Origin of the sequence: Exiguobacterium sp. SH3S3, from assembly GCF_004337115.1 — a bacterium.
GTDB classification, from domain to species: domain Bacteria; phylum Bacillota; class Bacilli; order Exiguobacteriales; family Exiguobacteriaceae; genus Exiguobacterium; species Exiguobacterium aurantiacum_A.
Genome location: NZ_SJUU01000011.1, coordinates 68,400 through 84,228, shown reverse-complemented (window position 1 = coordinate 84,228; position 15,829 = coordinate 68,400). Strand labels below are relative to the sequence as shown.

Genomic DNA, 15,829 nt, shown 5'->3' with positions numbered 1-15,829 from the left:
TCCCATGTTGATGGTCGGTCTCATCGTCGGAAACTTGTTCACGATTCTCGGATTGACGACGAACTTGTCGCCGTCAATCGACCGTGTCTTTCTGTTCGGGGGCCCGGCGGTGACGTTTATAACTGCTGTGGGTATTGTCTTTGTCGTCCTAAAAATGAAGCGAGACAAACGGTGATGAACTATTCGTGAAGTTTGTGAGAGTGCTTGCTCACCGTTTTGAAATGTTAGACATATAAATGAAATGCTTCATATATTGAACTTTTCAGGTAGGGGTGATATATTCGCACTTGTAGCTTTTTATATAGCTAGCGAATCATCCTATTTGGAGGTTTTATCAATATATGTGGAAACAACTTTTACTAACTGTCGGTGTCGGCGTACTCGTTTTGAATGGCCCGGCGTCGGCCTCAGCAGATCAACTTACCCCGCAAGAGCTCGTCAAGACGACGAAGTCCCTTCAGAAGATAGAGCGTGATGTTCGCGCATCAAAGCAAGCGGTTGAAAAGGCGAAGCGTCATGTGCAGACCGTCGAGACGCGGGCGGATGCGCTTCAAGCTAAACTAGATCAAGTAAGCACTCAGCTCGAAGCGTATGAAACGGCTTCGACCCCTGAAGAGACGTCTTTGTTTAAACAAGTACTGTCGTCTGTCCTTCCTAGCGCGAAGGCGGAAGCGGCGGAATCCGAAAAAGCCGAGACAGATTTAAAAGCGAGAGAAGCCGAAGCTGCTCGAGCGTTAGACGAATTGAGTGATCAACAGGCCGAAGTGAAGGCCGAGCGGGAACAGGCGAAGGCTTCACATGCGGCAGCGTATAAGCAGTTGAAGGCACAAGCTGCGCAATTAACAGATTTGAAGAAGCAAAAAGCGGCAATCGCACCAGATCAGTTTATGATTCCGGCGACGGGACGTCTGTCACAAGGGTTCGGCCCTGCTAGTGGACAATTCGGCTATACGTTCCACAACGGGATCGATATCGCCGCCAAAGTCGGGACACCGATCTATGCAGCGGCTGACGGCAAGGTCATCGACGTCAAGACGAGCGGCCCTTACGGCAAGCACGTCTTCATCGAGCATGACTTGAACGGACAGAAGTGGACGACCGTCTACGCCCATATGCATAAAATCGAAGTGAAGAAAGGCCAAGCGTTGCTTCAAGGTGAAGGCATCGGCCAAATCGGCAACACGGGCAATTCTTCAGGTCCTCACTTACATTTCGAGGTGCATCAAGGAAAATACGGTTACTCGTCAAGTTCGGCCGGCAATACGGTCAATCCGATGGACGTAGCGGAAGTACTCGGCGGCACATCACCAATCAAAGCGGTTTATTGACACGACGCGACGTAGCGTCGTGTTTTTTTGCGCAAAAAAAGCCGCATTACAGCGGCTCTCGTTCATTCGCGGGTTGGATCGTGATTGCCTTTGGTGTCGGCGATTGTATCCGAGCTTCCGAAGTCTTCGACTTGGCTGAAGGCGTCAGTACTTTTCCCGGCGTCATCTGTTCCGTCGAGCTGTTTATGGGCAGCCGTCTCAGACGCATTGAGGACATCTTCTTCGACCGGACGATCGAGGTCTGTTTGATGCTCTTGTTCTTCCTGCTCACGTGCATGTTTGATGCAAAGCGTCGCTTCTGGGATGATCTCGAGCCGATCGAGTTCAATTTCTTTCCCGCACACTTCACATTTTCCGTACGTCCCGTTTTTGATGGCGAGAAGCGCCTTATCGACGTCCGTTAAAAATTCTTCGTCGAGTTCGGTGAGTGCGTGGTCACGTTCGCGTAAAAACAGCTCTTCTCCCGAATCGGCGGGATGGTTGTCATAGTGCGACAACTCTCCTTCGTCGTAAACTTCTTCACGATTTTCCAGATACCCTTCGGTCTTGGCTTTCTCTTTTAGTAGACGTTCTTTGAACGTATCGATTTGTTTTTGTGTCAACATACGGTCCACTCTCCAGTTCTGATTTCATTAGTATAAGCATTTCCCATTTTGCGACGCGACAAACCTTTCTGTCGGCAAAGCGGATTTCTAAAGACTTGAGAAAACGGGTATGATGACAATGAGTGTCAATTGTCGTGGAATAAGGAGGAAGCAACATGAGAAAAGTTGAGGTTGTGGAATACGATACAGCATGGACGGAAAAGTTTGAGGACGAGTCGAGCAGGCTCGAACGATTGCTCGACGGTGAACTGATTGTGATTCATCATATCGGAAGCACGTCTGTCCCGGGGCTTGACGCCAAACCGATCATCGATATCATGCCGGTCGTTCGCCAAATCGAACGCGTCGATGGATTGATCGGCCACATGGAGGCCCTCGGTTATCGCAGTTTCGGCGAGCACGGTATTCCGAGACGGCGCTTCTTCGCCAAAGGTGAGGACGTGCGGACGGTCCATGTCCACGTCTTCGAGGAAGGGGACGAAGGGGTCGTCCGGCATTTGGCCTTTCGGGACTACTTGATGGCGTTTCCGGACGTACGTGCCGAATATGCCGCTCTCAAACAACAGCTCGCGAGCCAACATCCTGAAGATATCGAAAGCTACATCCAAGGAAAACAAGAATGGGTGTCCGAAACGGAGCGAGTGGCGACGCTTTGGTATTTGTCCCAGCAACAGACATGAAACTTTTTTCCGCTTCATCTCGTAACGATAAATAACAAGTTGAGGGGGAAACAGGATGAAGCAATTTCTTGGGAAATGTATCGAGTACGCGTTTGTCGCGCTCGTATTCGTCGGATTATTCTTTGGCTTGCGCTATGGGGTCCATCAGTTCGTCCCGGCAACGGAAGAGATTCAACGTTACACGTATCTCGTCTTAGGGACAGCCGCTCTCGTTTTTCCGGCTTCGTTGTTCGGCGGCTATTTCCTCGCCCGTCCGATTCAGCGCCGGTTGAACGGAACAGCGACGGTCAGTTCGAACCACGTGTTGCGTGGTGATGAAAAGCCACACGGGATCACGGAAGATCGAAACGGCACGCACACTGGGGGCGGTTTATGATGCGCTTGCGCCCCACTAGTTCGGTTAACGAAGAAGCCGCCACGTTTTACGAACGTGTCGGCTTTCGAGCGAAACGTCAAATCGTCGTGAAGCACCTTTAGAAAGGGGAGACGGGTCATGACGCGGCGCCTCGTGCTATTTATCGTGTTGACGTTCGCGTGGTCATGGTCATGGTGGGGTCTGAACATCTGGCTCGTCCGCTCGACCGGTGCTTCGTCTTCGCTGCTGCATTTCGCTGGGGCGTTCGGACCGCTCGTCGCGGCATGGCTGACGACGGCTTGGACGGATGGGTGGTCAGGGTGTCGTCGATTGTTTGAGCGCGCCTATGGCCGCTTGACGATTCGCTGGACGTTACTCGCCGTGTCTCTACCCGTTTTGTTTTTCGCAATCGGTGTCCTCGTTGTCAGTATGACGCCGGAAGTCTCAAATAGTTCGAATTGGTTTGCCAACGACAAGCTTCCGGACTGGTCGCCGTTTGTGTTATGGCTCGTTTGGGTGGCGACATACGGGTTTGGTGAGGAGAGCGGGTGGCGCGGGTATTTGCTGCCGACACTATCAGAACGGATGGCGGTCCGACCGGCGACGCTCGTGGTCGCGCTCGTTTGGGCGCTTTGGCATGTGCCTGTCTTTTTATACGACCCAGATTTTCAAGACATGTCGGTGTTCATGATTGCCGGTTGGACGATTGGACTTATCTTCGGCTCCTTCTTTTTAGGCTGGTTGACCGTTCAGGCTGACTTCAGCATCTGGCCGGCTATCCTGTTTCACGGAACGTTCAATTTTTTGAGCGCCGGGGATGCGTTGCCGGACTTCATTCCGGCGATCTCATCGGTACTTTTGATTGGACTCGTGCTCGTATTGGCCCGTCGTTATGACGAGCAATTTCATAAACGTTGAAAGTAGGGATTGGATGGAAACGGTTATTTTAGTGATTGGGATCATCGGAGTGATTTCTTTAATGTTTTTCATGTCGAACCAGTGGATGGGATACAGCAAAGGCAATATCGTCATGACGCTCGATGATCATCACACGGACTTGAATCAATACGTGCCGGCGATTTTGACGAAACTCTATGAGGACGGCAAGTCGGCCCATTATCTCGGCGACCGGAAGTTTGAGGTGGACGGGAAACGATACGTCCTCGTCGAACGGACCGTACCGATCGGTCGGGTTCCGACCCAGCAGACGGTACTCATGCCGGATAAAACGAAGTAAAGCCACGCGGCCGCGTGGCTTTTTGTTATTGTGCCGGGGGTCCGAAACTACCGGCATGATAATCGCGGAACGCTTGGCGAATCTCGTCCTCGGTATTCATGACGAACGGACCATGGGCGATGTAGTCCTCACGGATCGGCTGTCCTGAGTAGACGAGCAGGCGGGCCCGTGACGTCGCTTTGACGCGGAGTGCGCTCATGCTGTCCGCTGTTTCGTCGTACGTGAGCGTCGCCACGTGCGTTTTCGCGAGCGGGGTCGCCGACGTGCCGAGCTCGACTGAACCGGCGAGCACGTAGACGAATCCGTTATGATTTGTCGGCAAGACGTGCTCGTAGACGGCACCGGCTTTCAAACTGATTTCGCTCATCGTGATCGGCACGAGGCTGTTCATCGGCCCCGTTACCCCGGCGACGTCGCCGGAGTAGACGCGCATCTGCCCGCCGTCGATTGGTACGACCGGGGCGTCTTCGACATATACGTTCTGATAGGAAGTCGTCGTCGATTTGAGCGATTTTGGCAAGTTGAGCCATAGTTGCAGCGTATGGATCAAGTCGTCATCGACGGCTTCCTCGGCATGCCGGGCCGCCCAACCGGCGTTCATATATTGAACGTCACCGGCGTCTAAAATCGAGTGACCGCCATGGTTATCGATATGTTCGAGCCGACCGTCGATGACGTAGGTGATCGTCTGAAACCCGCGGTGCGGATGGTCAGAGAATGTGCCACGCTTGAACCAATCCTCGGCCATTAAAATGAAGGGGTCGAACTCGTCTTTTCGTTCCGGGGGTAACACCCACCCTTGTTGGACGTGCGGATAGCCGTTCTGTTTATACGTGACTTGCCAGTGTGCGGCGACATCGCGGTCAAATCGTTTCGTCATCAGACCATCTCCTTCGGAAGCGTTTGGCTTCATTGTCGCATATGGCCGATCTTGAAACGGGTGATTTTGCTCTCTGAACGTGCAAAGACAGACGGGCAGGAGACCGTCTGTCAATAAGGGGCGAGCGACAGCCAGGTGGCGCTGTCCTCGGAACTGAGTTTGTAGTGGTTACCTTTGGTCGTGACATAGACGTCCGTCTTTTTGGACCATTCATGGAGCATCACGTCGAACGTTTGGGACTTTACTCCATGAATTGGGCCTGCCACTTGGCCGCATCGTCGCGGAGCAGCTGGAAATGAGACCCTGTCTTCGTATTCGTCAAAAACACGTCATTTCCTTCATAGCTGACGTCGAACGTTTGCGCACATATGCCTTCGAAGACGGTCAAATAAGGGTTCGGGGCAGGTGCGCCGGCTTTCGAGACGGCTTTCGCGCGCTCGATCGCATTGAAGATGAATTGCGTATCGTCAGCTGTAGCGTGGCTTAAAAACGGCTCGTCTTTCGATTCCGTACCGATCAAGGCGAGCTCGTGAAAGACGACGTGCCGGCGGTGGTCGAATTGTTGGCGCATTTCGTTCTTCAAGCTATCCCCGCGCAACAAGGTTTCTTCTTTATAGGTGATCGACACGACTTGTTTATGGGCTTTTCCATCGCGGGTGAACGAGAAGCTGAACAACGGATAGCGTTTGTTCGCTACGAGTGTCGATGGGAGCGTACTAGTTTGCTGGGCTCCTAGAAAACGGTCGAACGACGCGTCGAACGGTCGGATCACGTCGCGATAGAGCTCTTGGTTTGACGAGGTATAAATCCCGTAGCGCTGTTCGCCATCAGCCGACTCGGTACCAAACCCGATCGAGAGAAACGGCTGTCTAGAAGATAAATCAATAGGGACCACGAGGGTCTCGGCCGTATCCGTTGACTCGAACGTGAACTCATATGAACCGTTGAACGGCATCGTCACGTGGACGAGCGTTTGCTCGAGAGCAGTCCGGAGCGGATACGGTTCGTTGCCGACCGGTTTGTCCATCTCGTTTAGAAATTGAAGTCGTTCGTGCGGTTGAGCGTTTCGCAGTTTCGAGATGGACGGATAAGTGACGGACAAGTCTTGAAAAGCCGTGAGACTGTCGGGAACGGATGCGACTTGTTTGATATAAGTGATTGTGCCTACCTGACATTGCACGTAAAACTGATTCTCCACTTCAAAGAATGTGGCGGTCGGGAACGCTTCGGTTGACGTTGTCGTCGTCAACGGCTGCGTCAACGTGACCGTTCCGACTAAACGGCGGTCGCCGGCGGGAACGGTCGTGATCGCATCTTCTGGATAACAAGCATCGAGCACGTTCGTCCGGTCGGACTCGGTCATCTCGATCTGTTGCCCCGAAGGAAGCGTGGCGCGACCTTGATAGTACTCTGGAGCTGTATGTAAACGAAAAGCATGTTCTTCCTCACATCCAAACAGGAATGATAAAATGGCGAGCGTACAGAAAAGCAGGTACTTTTTCACAGCGGTGCACTCCTTCGATGAATAACTTTCATCATTGTAGCACCATTTTTTTGTGACTTTAGTCTTAGGAAAACTAATGTGTTTTTTAAATAAAAAAGCGAAAAACCCGCTCGACTTGAACTGAGCGGGTCTGATTTACACTTATGGATATGAAATGGAATTTCTCGATTTCAACGTTGTCGATTTTTGACGAATGAACCTTGATATAGCGTCATTGCTAAAAAACGAATAGAAAGCGTTGAAATAAATTATGGGTTTTATAGGTATTTATTGGTTTTTATATTCTTTTAGTCGACGTCGCGACCGCGTGAAGCTTTCAAAATTTCGAACCATTCTTCACGGCTGAGCTCGATTTCGAGTGCGTCGACACCGGTGCGGACTCGTTCAATTTTCCCAGAGCCGATGATCGGCATGATATTGACCGGATGCTTAAGTAGCCAAGCATAGACGATTGAATCGATACCGCTAGCGTCATGACGGACGCGGATCTCTTCAAGTTTTTCACGAAGCGGCGCGTAGTCGTCTGCAGAGAATAACTGGCCTCCGGCGAGCGGGCTCCAGGCCATGAGCGGCATCCGCTTTTCGTGACATAGGTCGACAGAACCATCTTCGAAATGTTTCAACTGCATCGGCGAGAGCTCGAGCTGGTTCGTCACGAGTTGGAACGGTAGCCGTGACTGCAGCAATTGCTGTGTCGACGGCACGTGGTTCGAGACGCCTAACGTCCGGACTTTTCCGCTCTGTTGCAACGTGATGAACGCCTCGGCGACTTCATCTGGATCCATGAGCGGATCGGGACGATGGATCAAAAGTGTATCAATCTGGTCAATTCCGAGCTCGCTCAAAGAACGTTCGGTTTGGCTGATGATATGTGCTTTCGTCGTATCATAATGGTTGAGCGTTTGGCCGGGGTTGAATGAGCCGGTCAATTTGATGCCCGTCTTCGTCACGATTTCGATTTGGTCGCGAAGCGAAGGTTTGAGGCGCAACGCCTCTCCAAATAATCCTTCACACGTATACCCGCCATAAATGTCGGCGTGGTCGAACGTCGTGATGCCGAGCTCGATACATTGCTCGATGAACGTGAGACGCTCCTGTGGGCTCATCTCCCATTCGGCGAGACGCCACATTCCGTGGATGATGCGTGAGAACGATAAGTCTTCCGTTAGTGCGATTCGTTGCATAATCGATTCCTCCTAATTGTCTGTCGCTTTCATTATACGGGTATTGTCCAACAGCGTCACTTTCTGCGCGCGAGCAGGGATGCTGAAACAGGGTCAATCGTGACGGAATCCGTTATGATAGACGAGAGACAAACAGAAAGAGGAGTTCTTCATGAATTGTTATGAAATTTATGCGGACGTGTCGTTCGAACAAGACGTTCACGAGACGCGTGTCACCGCTTATCACCAAGACCTCGAGCTGCATGGGATCGGACGGAGCGCCGCCGTATTTCGCGTGAAAGATACGCGACTCGTCATCAAAGTGTTCTTCCCGGGCTATACTCAAATCGCGGCGGAAGAAGCCGTGATTTATCGTACGCTCGAAGGGCTGCCCCAGTTCCCGCATTTGTACGAAGTCGGGCCGAACTATATCGTCATCGATTATATCGAAGGCAAAACGCTGTTCGAGTGTTTGACCGAAGGGATTTGGATTGACGCGGCGTACATCGAGCAAGTCGACGAGGCGCTGATTAAGGCGCGGCAGCTTGGACTGACCCCGTCAGACGTACATTTGCGCAACATCATCCTCAGTCCGCAAGGCCGCATCTATTTGATCGATTTGGCCCGGTTCCGGCAAGGGCAGCATATCGACCATCAATGGGAAGACTTGAAACGGATGTATCGGCTCTACCGGCTCCGCTTCGTGCCGAAACGATATTCCGAGCGGCTGTTGAACGGGATCGCCTATTTATACCGCACGTTTGTCAACGATCCGAGACGCTAGTCGAAGGTCGTTTTTATTTTGGCGATTAGGGAACAACAGTAACGTATCGTTGTCGTGTCACTAAAAAAGGAGGACGTCCGAATGGCTCACCGAATTTATGCGAATGAACTTGAAACGTTGCATGACTGTGTGGAGACGTGTAACTACTGTCTTGAATCGTGTCTTGAAGAGCGCGATGTGAAGATGATGGTCGATTGCATCCGGCTCGACCGCGAATGTGCCGCTATGTGCTCGTTCCTCGCCGAGGCGATGACACGGGATTCGGCATTCGTGCCCGAACTCGCACGGGCTTGTGCGGTCATGTGTAAGGCGTGCGCCCAAGAGTGCGAAAAACATAAGCACGAGCACTGCCAAGAGTGTGCGCGCGTTTGCTTCGAATGCGCTTCGATGTGCGACCGCTTAGCAGCTTGAGCGGAATACGGTCAGTCGACGCGACTGACCTTTTTTTGTGGAAAATGCGTCGCGACGTGTGTTTTGAGAGCGAGATACGTATAATGAAGAAAACTCATGAAAGTGGTGTATGTATGATCCGTAATTGCCGTCGTGACGACCTTCAAGCCGTCTTACATATTTACAATGACGCCATCGTCAACAGTACTGCCGTCTATCACTATGAACCGGTGACGCTTCAAAATCGAGTCGCCTGGTATGAAGATAAAAAAGCGTCCGGACACCCCGTCATCGTCTGGCAAGACGGCGACGTCGTCATGGGTTTCGCCACGTTTGGTCCGTTCCGTCCATGGCCGGCCTATCATTACACGATCGAACATTCTGTCTACGTCCATCCGAGCTATCGCGGCAAAGGTGTCGGCAACAAGTTGCTTCGTGAGATCATTCGCATCGCGGAAGCGCGTGACTATAAGACGATGATCGGCGGAATCGACGCTGCCAACATCGCGAGTATCAAAGCGCATGAAAAATTGGGCTTCGTTCATTCAGGGACGATCAAACGAGCCGGCTACAAATTTGGAAAATGGCTCGACTTGTCATTTTATCAATTGGATTTGACAGGTCCCGAAACACCGCAAGAAGGCTAAATGTTGTCTATCGACACTTCTGAAATACGGTATACTGGCAACAGTGAATCGAATGGAGGAATCAAGATGACAGAACTACCGAATTGCCCAAAATGTCAGTCGGCCTACGTCTATGAAGATGGCGCTTTGCTCGTCTGCCCGGAATGTGCTTACGAGTGGTCACCGAGCGAGGCGGCCGAGGCCGAGGCGGACGCTGAGGTTAAAGACGCGAACGGGAACGTGCTCCAAGATGGAGATACGGTCACGGTCATCAAAGACTTGAAAGTGAAAGGTACGTCACTCGTCGTCAAACAAGGGACGAAAGTGAAAAGTATCCGCCTCATCGACGGCGACCACGATATCGATTGCAAAATCGATGGGTTCGGCGCGATGAAGCTCAAGTCAGAATTCGTCAAGAAACTATGAAAAAACTGTTTCGGTCCACGGACCGAAACAGTTTTTTGTATTACGAGAAGAACGGCTTGTATTCACGGCGTTCATGCATGACAGATACCCATTGGAGCGTCGTGAACTCCTCGAGCACCCATTCGCCGTTGAAGCGGCCGAGCCCTGAGTCTTTCTCACCGCCGAACGGCAAGTGCGGCTCGTCGTTCACCGATTGGTCGTTGATGTGGATCATCCCGGTCTCGACGCGGCGAGCGAACTCGGTCGCCCGGTAAATCGAACCGTGGACGGCTCCGCTAAGACCATATGGAAGTTCGTTCGAGATATGGAGCGCTTCTTCGTCGTCTTTGAATGACAAGATGACGGCGACCGGTCCGAAGATCTCATTTTTGGCGAGCGGCATGTCGTTCGTGACACCGCTAAGGACGGTCGGTTCGAGCACGTTGCCGTTCGCTTTGCCACCGACGTGGAGCGTCGCCCCGGCGTTGACCGTCTGATCGATTTGGTCGAGGATACGATCGATTTGATCATGGTCGATGAGCGGTCCGACTTGTGTATCGGCTTCATTCGGATTTCCGAATTTAAGGCCGCGGACACGTTCGTTGAACCGTTCGAGGAACGTGTCATGAATCGATTCGTCGACGAGAATCCGGTTCGTCGACATACAGATCTGACCTTGATGGAAGAACTTGCTGTAGACGGCCGACTCGACAGCGCGGTCGATATCAGCATCGTCTAGGACGACGAAGACGTTGTTGCCGCCGAGTTCGAGCGCGGTCTTCTTCAACAGACGTCCGGCCTTCTCGGCAATGCCTTTCCCGACCTCGGTCGATCCCGTGAACGAGATGAGTTTTGGGATCGGGTGCTCGACGATGGCATCGCCAATCTCAGAGCCGCGACCGACGACGATATTCAAGACGCCTTTCGGGAGCCCGGCTTCTTCAAACAATGAAGCGAACAGGAGCCCGCCAGTGACCGGTGTCGCCGTCGCTGGTTTGACGACGACCGTGTTGCCGGTCGCGAGCGCCGAGACGATTGAACGGACTGCGAGATGAAACGGGAAGTTCCATGGGCTGATGACGCCGATGACGCCGAGCGGCTTCCGGTAGACCCGGTTCTCTTTGTTCGGTACGATCGACGGTTTGATCAGGCCGTCCATCCGGAACGGGAACGTCGACGCCTCTTTAATGATTGCCATCGAGGCGGCGAATTCGCCTTCTGCCTTGATGCGGGTGCTTCCTGACTCTTTCACGAGCCAGTCGATGATGTCGTCTTTGTAGTGTAACGTCAGTTCAGCGAACCGCTCGATCAGGGCGCGGCGCTCTTGCGGCAGCATGACCGCCCATTCGCCTTGCGCTTCCTTAGCTACCTGATATGCCTTGTCGAGATCGGACTCGTCTGCTGACCGGATCGAGAACAGCTTCTCGTCCGTGAACGGGTTGACGTTGTCGATCGACTTGTCGCTCGAACCGTCGACCCACTGGCCACCAATGTACATCTTCGTAAAATCGGTATGCATAAGAACACTCCTTTGTTTTTTGCTTCACCATAAGAAGTATTCACCTCTTGTCGAAAATTAAACATTAGAATGTGTACTAGCTTGCTTTACCAACTAGTTGATTTTGGTATCTTTATGCTTTCGATAAACTCGGGAAGCGACAGCCTTCCGGGAAAAGGTGGCCGTCACTCATGCGGATCATCCATTGACCGTCATGTGACGCACGCTGTTCGACATCGGCCAAGTCAGGTGTGAATTCAAAGACGATTTCCGTGATCTCTTCGAAGGAGAGCCGCGCCACGACATCACGCATATCGACAGGCCGAGGCGACAGCACCGCGAACAAATGCAGACGCGTGCGCTCAATAAAATAGATGACATGCACGTCGTCGAAGCGATAGACGTCCTCGTTCAGGCCTTGATAGAAACTGAACATCCAAATATGCATGTCGTCCGTCGTATAGAGCCGGGGTGAGTACGGGAGCGACTCCAGTTTGAACCGACGCCACCGTTCGGCGTCGACGTCGACGTGTTCGAGCGGGGGCGCCGAGCCCGACACGGAGACAAATAGCTCCGGTTCGTGTTGGACAGTGAACCCTTGCTTCTCATAAAACGTTTCGAGGCCCTCGTTACAAGCTAAAATATAAGGCAATCCATCGGCGTCATGTTGTTTGAAGAGGTGCTTGAAGACGCGGGTGGCGAGTCCTTGTCCTTGTCGGTCCTCGTCCGTCATGACCGTCCCGATTTGATACATCTCACGAGCGGTTCCGTCCGTCACGAGGGTCATCCGGCTCATGCTGACGTTCGAGATGATGTTCCGGTAGAACGTCAACGAATAACAGCGATAGCGGTCGGTCCATTCTCCGTCCAAATACCATCCGCGAAAATCGATGCCGAACATTTCATCGGTCAAGTAGAAAAATGATTCACGTTCTTTATCTGAATACTCGAGATTGGTGATCGGTCGTTTAGCCATGTGACTCACTCCTTGTTTTGAACTTCTCGGCCTGTTCCTGTACATTAGAGGCAGAGAGGGGTAATTCAAATTATGAAACGGTATGAAGCTATTTTATTTGATGTCGACGATACGTTGCTAGACTTTAAACGGAGCGAGCACGTCGCCTTGGAGCAATTGCTCGCCTCACATAACGTCCGGATGACCGATGCGTTAAAACAACAATACGTGACGATCAACAACGGGCTATGGCGCGCGTTCGAGCGCGGTGAGGTCGGACGGGAAGACGTCTTGATGGGCCGCCACACGCAACTGTTCGACACGCTCGGGATTGCGATCGATGCGCATGAAGTCGAACAGCGCTATCGGGACCATTTGCACGACGGGGTGCACATCATCGACGGGGCACTCGAACTCGTGCAAACGCTCAGTGAGCAGTATCCGCTCTATATCGTAACGAACGGTGTGACAGAGACACAGTTCAAGCGGCTTGAGGCGTCGGGGTTGCTCCCGTATTTCAAGGACGTGTTCGTCTCCGACGCGACGGGATCGCAAAAGCCGATGAAACCGTTCTTCGATTACGTGTTCGACCGTGTCCCAAACGTGTCGCCAGAGCGCGGACTCATCGTCGGTGACTCGCTGACGGCGGACATCGCCGGAGGACGCATGTACGGGCTCGATACGTGTTGGTACAACCCGGATGAGGTCGCGGCAACGGTCGAGACGACGTATGAGATTCGAGACTTGAACGAACTAAAAACGATCTTGTGACGCGTGGCTACTAGGTCAGCGGTCAATGAAATGAGGCGGCAATGTCTCGGGCAACGTATAGAGCGTCTCTGGATACAACGTCAGTTCGCGTAACTGCTCGAGCGGCTGCCAACGATAGATGAGGTGATCTCCTTCTGGTCCGTGAAAGTCGCCGGTCCGGAGCGGTAGGTCACCCGATACATAAAAATACATGCCGATCTCATGAACCGTGCGTTCTAAGTACGTGAAGAAATTTTCGGAGACGAAAGCGAACGTCGTTCCCGTCAGTGTCGCGTTGAGCTCTTCTTCCAGTTCGCGCATCAAAGCGAGTTCGGCTTGTTCCCCGATAGCGACACGACCGCCCGGCAACGCCCAAAAGTCGTCATTTATGTTTCGGTGGACCAACAAGTGCCCGTCTTTCACCCAAATGCCGGCGACGCGGTAGTTGAACGTGCCTTGATTGGTCGGAAATACGATATCCATCTTTCATCACTCCATTCCTTTAGCTACAACCAGTATACGCCAAGGAGGCAGGGCATGTTTCAATCAAATGCAGTCTATGAGGGAGAAGATTTTCGAGAGGAGACGCTCCGCGACCTTCAACTTTCACATACGACGTTCGAGAACTGTCGGTTCACGTACATCGACGCGACCGAGTTCGAGACCGAGCAGTGCCGCTTCATCAACTGTGACTTTACCGACTCGAAATGGAACGCGTCGCGCCACGTCGGCAGTTCGTTTTTAAACTGTCAATTCAATGGGGCGAATTTGTTTTTAAGTGAGTTCGATCAATGCAAGATGACAGGTTCTTCGTTCGAGTCGTGTACGTTTGAGGGCGTGACCGTTCGTGGGGGCGACTGGTCGTTCGTCAATTTACGTCACGCACCGCTCCGAAAAATGGATTGGTCGGATGTTCGTCTAGTAGAGGCTGATTTGTACGGGGCGGACTTGAAGGAGTCGCGCTGGACGAACGCTGCGTTGACACGTGCCGTCCTGCAGCATGCGGACTGTACGGCTGCCGACTTCATAGGTGCTGACATGGACGGGGTCGATTTCACGGACGTTACGCTCAAAAAGACGAAACTCGACGTCATGCAGGCCGTCCAAGTCGCGCGTTCGCTTGGGGCCATCGTCGAGTGAAACAGGAGACCGTGCTTGGAAAACTGCTCGCTTTCGCGACTGAACGGGCCGACGTCCGCAGCGTCATCTTGAACGGGTCGCTCGTCAATCCGAACGTCGCACCGGACCGCTTTCAAGATGTGGATGTCACATTTTTCGTTCTGGACGTATCATCGTTTATAACGGATCGGTCTTGGATCGACCGGTTCGGCGACGTGTTGATCATGCAGACCCCGGACGAGTCACCGTCTCAAACAAGATACGAGCGGTTTGCGTTTCTCGTCCAGTTTGCAGCCGGTCATCGGATCGATCTGACCGTTCGCCCTGTTCACGTCGTGGAGGAGGCGATTGCGGAAGATTCGCTCAGTCTCGTCATGCTCGATAAAGATGACACGGCAGGCCTGCCTGTGCCGAGCGATGAGACGTACCGAGTCGAACGTCCGAGCGCGTTTGACTATGTGTCGTGTTGGAACGAGTTTTGGTGGGTGTCATTGTATGTCGTGAAAGGACTGAAGCGCAATCAACTGCTGTATGCGCTCGATCACGTGACGATCATGCGAGACATGCTCCGACAGATGATGGCGTGGGATGTCGGATATAGGACCGGCTTTTCCGCGAATATCGGGAAAGCTGGGGACGCTTTGGTGAACCACTTATCAAATCAAGCTTGGCAAGCATACTTACGGACATACCCGGTCGCGGATCCTGCGGCGATTGCAGCCGCGTTTGAAACGTTGGTCGAGCAGTTCTGCGTCTTCAGTCGGCGTGTTTCGGAGAAAAGTGGCAACTCATTTCGGGACGACGAGTCCAAGCGGATTCGTGACGCTTTTTCGACGCTTTGGACTTCAAACGATTAGTTTTTAGCCGAGTCGGGAAACCCCCTCTATAGAAGGGGGAATGACGCTTGAATCCGTATACGACGTTCATCGCGCTCCTAGTGGGGAGTTTACTCTTATTTGTCGGCATCCGGACGAAGAAATGGCCAATCGTTGTCGTGGCCTTATTTCCGCTTGGACTCGTCGCATTCAATTTGTACTTATTGATCACTGGACGCTAGAAGACTGCTTGTCAGTCTTCTTTTTTATACATCGATTTTACGAAAAACGCGGTCGGGAGCAAGATTCCGATTGCCGCTTCGAGTAGGGCGAACAGACGGGCCGGCCCAACCGGCAGTAAGTCACCGAATCCAATTGATAGAAGCGTGACGCCGCTGAAATAGAGCAGATTTTGCCATGATGGCTCGACAGCGGTCATCGTCTCAAGTGACGTGACGAGAATGACCCCGTCCCACGACAACGCGTAATACACCAAGGCAAACCCGACCAACACGCCTAACAAGCTGATAAAAAGGTGGCTGAATAACCGGCCGTCAAATCCAGTCTGCCGGTACGTCTGTCGGCGGAAGAAGGTATATACGTTCAGTCCGACGAATAAGAGGGCAACCGTCAGTAAAATCGTATTCATCCTCATCTCTCCTTTTTTGCTAAGTCATACTAAGTTGTTTCCCTGAACAATTGACGTCAAACGGACCTGATTGCACCATGAAGGAT

General features: G+C 52.4%; 22 protein-coding genes. 14 read left to right on the top strand and 8 right to left on the bottom strand.

Annotated elements, in window-relative coordinates:
* The first annotated feature begins 4 nt into the window (after positions 1-4).
* Positions 5-175, top strand: coding sequence for a hypothetical protein (locus EVJ28_RS11145; protein WP_161566978.1), 171 nt, complete (start codon positions 5-7; stop codon positions 173-175).
* Between the two features lie 166 nt (positions 176-341).
* Positions 342-1,328 (top strand): M23 family metallopeptidase, encoded by a 987-nt coding sequence (locus EVJ28_RS11140; protein WP_131457600.1) that lies wholly within the window; start codon positions 342-344, stop codon positions 1,326-1,328.
* A gap of 62 nt (positions 1,329-1,390) precedes the next feature.
* Here EVJ28_RS11140 and EVJ28_RS11135 read toward each other — a convergent pair whose 3' ends face one another.
* Positions 1,391-1,933, bottom strand: coding sequence for a TraR/DksA C4-type zinc finger protein (locus EVJ28_RS11135; RefSeq protein WP_131488989.1), 543 nt, complete (start codon positions 1,931-1,933; stop codon positions 1,391-1,393).
* A 155-nt stretch (positions 1,934-2,088) separates the two neighbouring features.
* Here EVJ28_RS11135 and EVJ28_RS11130 point away from each other — a divergent pair, with 155 nt between their 5' ends.
* The 4 genes from EVJ28_RS11130 (at position 2,089) to EVJ28_RS11115 (ending at position 4,205) form a co-directional block, all read left to right on the top strand.
* The gene (locus EVJ28_RS11130) at positions 2,089-2,613 is read left to right on the top strand and encodes a GrpB family protein (protein WP_131488987.1); all 525 of its coding nucleotides are present in this window, start codon (positions 2,089-2,091) and stop codon (positions 2,611-2,613) included.
* A 55-nt stretch (positions 2,614-2,668) separates the two neighbouring features.
* A complete protein-coding gene (locus tag EVJ28_RS11125; RefSeq protein WP_131469901.1) occupies positions 2,669-2,989 on the top strand; it encodes a hypothetical protein in 321 nt (106 codons plus the stop codon).
* Between the two features lie 117 nt (positions 2,990-3,106).
* A complete protein-coding gene (locus EVJ28_RS11120; RefSeq protein WP_131488985.1) occupies positions 3,107-3,886 on the top strand; it encodes a CPBP family intramembrane glutamic endopeptidase in 780 nt (259 codons plus the stop codon).
* A gap of 70 nt (positions 3,887-3,956) precedes the next feature.
* Complete coding sequence (locus tag EVJ28_RS11115; RefSeq protein WP_233589656.1) at positions 3,957-4,205, top strand: hypothetical protein; 249 nt, start codon at positions 3,957-3,959, stop codon at positions 4,203-4,205.
* 25 nt (positions 4,206-4,230) lie between these two features.
* On the opposite strand, the gene EVJ28_RS11110 is transcribed toward EVJ28_RS11115, so the two are convergent.
* From EVJ28_RS11110 to EVJ28_RS11100, 3 genes are all read right to left on the bottom strand, one after another.
* Complete coding sequence (locus tag EVJ28_RS11110; RefSeq protein ID WP_201738331.1) at positions 4,231-5,085, bottom strand: pirin family protein; 855 nt, start codon at positions 5,083-5,085, stop codon at positions 4,231-4,233.
* A 241-nt stretch (positions 5,086-5,326) separates the two neighbouring features.
* The gene (locus EVJ28_RS11105; protein ID WP_236634140.1) at positions 5,327-6,589 is read right to left on the bottom strand and encodes a hypothetical protein; all 1,263 of its coding nucleotides are present in this window, start codon (positions 6,587-6,589) and stop codon (positions 5,327-5,329) included.
* A gap of 287 nt (positions 6,590-6,876) precedes the next feature.
* Positions 6,877-7,773: an aldo/keto reductase gene (locus EVJ28_RS11100; RefSeq protein ID WP_131488983.1), complete on the bottom strand. Its 897-nt coding sequence runs from the start codon at positions 7,771-7,773 to the stop codon at positions 6,877-6,879.
* Positions 7,774-7,924: 151 nt separating this feature from the next.
* Here EVJ28_RS11100 and EVJ28_RS11095 point away from each other — a divergent pair, with 151 nt between their 5' ends.
* The 4 genes from EVJ28_RS11095 to EVJ28_RS11080 all read left to right on the top strand — a co-directional run bounded on the left by EVJ28_RS11095 (position 7,925) and on the right by EVJ28_RS11080 (position 9,978).
* On the top strand, positions 7,925-8,536 hold the full coding sequence (locus EVJ28_RS11095; RefSeq protein ID WP_131457593.1) for a protein kinase family protein: 612 nt from the start codon (positions 7,925-7,927) through the stop codon (positions 8,534-8,536).
* Between the two features lie 81 nt (positions 8,537-8,617).
* Positions 8,618-8,947: a four-helix bundle copper-binding protein gene (locus EVJ28_RS11090; RefSeq protein ID WP_070329275.1), complete on the top strand. Its 330-nt coding sequence runs from the start codon at positions 8,618-8,620 to the stop codon at positions 8,945-8,947.
* A 113-nt stretch (positions 8,948-9,060) separates the two neighbouring features.
* Positions 9,061-9,573 (top strand): GNAT family N-acetyltransferase, encoded by a 513-nt coding sequence (locus EVJ28_RS11085; protein WP_131488981.1) that lies wholly within the window; start codon positions 9,061-9,063, stop codon positions 9,571-9,573.
* 66 nt (positions 9,574-9,639) lie between these two features.
* Positions 9,640-9,978: a zinc ribbon domain-containing protein YjdM gene (locus tag EVJ28_RS11080; protein ID WP_131488979.1), complete on the top strand. Its 339-nt coding sequence runs from the start codon at positions 9,640-9,642 to the stop codon at positions 9,976-9,978.
* Between the two features lie 40 nt (positions 9,979-10,018).
* Here the strand turns inward: EVJ28_RS11080 and EVJ28_RS11075 are convergent, their stop codons facing one another.
* A complete protein-coding gene (locus EVJ28_RS11075; RefSeq protein WP_131488977.1) occupies positions 10,019-11,476 on the bottom strand; it encodes an aldehyde dehydrogenase family protein in 1,458 nt (485 codons plus the stop codon).
* Between the two features lie 112 nt (positions 11,477-11,588).
* Positions 11,589-12,431: a GNAT family N-acetyltransferase gene (locus tag EVJ28_RS11070; RefSeq protein WP_161566977.1), complete on the bottom strand. Its 843-nt coding sequence runs from the start codon at positions 12,429-12,431 to the stop codon at positions 11,589-11,591.
* A gap of 72 nt (positions 12,432-12,503) precedes the next feature.
* Here EVJ28_RS11070 and EVJ28_RS11065 point away from each other — a divergent pair, with 72 nt between their 5' ends.
* A complete protein-coding gene (locus EVJ28_RS11065) occupies positions 12,504-13,181 on the top strand; it encodes a YjjG family noncanonical pyrimidine nucleotidase (RefSeq protein ID WP_131457586.1) in 678 nt (225 codons plus the stop codon).
* Positions 13,182-13,196: 15 nt separating this feature from the next.
* Here EVJ28_RS11065 and EVJ28_RS11060 read toward each other — a convergent pair whose 3' ends face one another.
* Positions 13,197-13,643, bottom strand: coding sequence for an NUDIX hydrolase (locus EVJ28_RS11060; protein ID WP_131488973.1), 447 nt, complete (start codon positions 13,641-13,643; stop codon positions 13,197-13,199).
* A gap of 54 nt (positions 13,644-13,697) precedes the next feature.
* On the opposite strand from EVJ28_RS11060, the gene EVJ28_RS11055 reads away from it, so the two are divergent.
* The 3 genes from EVJ28_RS11055 to EVJ28_RS14225 are packed head-to-tail and all read left to right on the top strand — an operon-like array spanning position 13,698 to position 15,336.
* Complete coding sequence (locus EVJ28_RS11055; protein WP_131464813.1) at positions 13,698-14,300, top strand: pentapeptide repeat-containing protein; 603 nt, start codon at positions 13,698-13,700, stop codon at positions 14,298-14,300.
* A complete protein-coding gene (locus EVJ28_RS11050) occupies positions 14,297-15,136 on the top strand; it encodes an aminoglycoside 6-adenylyltransferase (protein WP_131488971.1) in 840 nt (279 codons plus the stop codon). The genes EVJ28_RS11055 and EVJ28_RS11050 overlap by 4 nt, the downstream gene beginning before the upstream one ends.
* A 47-nt stretch (positions 15,137-15,183) precedes the next feature.
* Positions 15,184-15,336: a hypothetical protein gene (locus EVJ28_RS14225; RefSeq protein ID WP_021065921.1), complete on the top strand. Its 153-nt coding sequence runs from the start codon at positions 15,184-15,186 to the stop codon at positions 15,334-15,336.
* An 11-nt stretch (positions 15,337-15,347) separates the two neighbouring features.
* Here EVJ28_RS14225 and EVJ28_RS11045 read toward each other — a convergent pair whose 3' ends face one another.
* Positions 15,348-15,743, bottom strand: a complete 396-nt coding sequence (locus EVJ28_RS11045) for an ion channel (protein WP_131457582.1) — start codon at positions 15,741-15,743, stop codon at positions 15,348-15,350.
* Between the last annotated feature and the right edge of the window lie 86 nt (positions 15,744-15,829).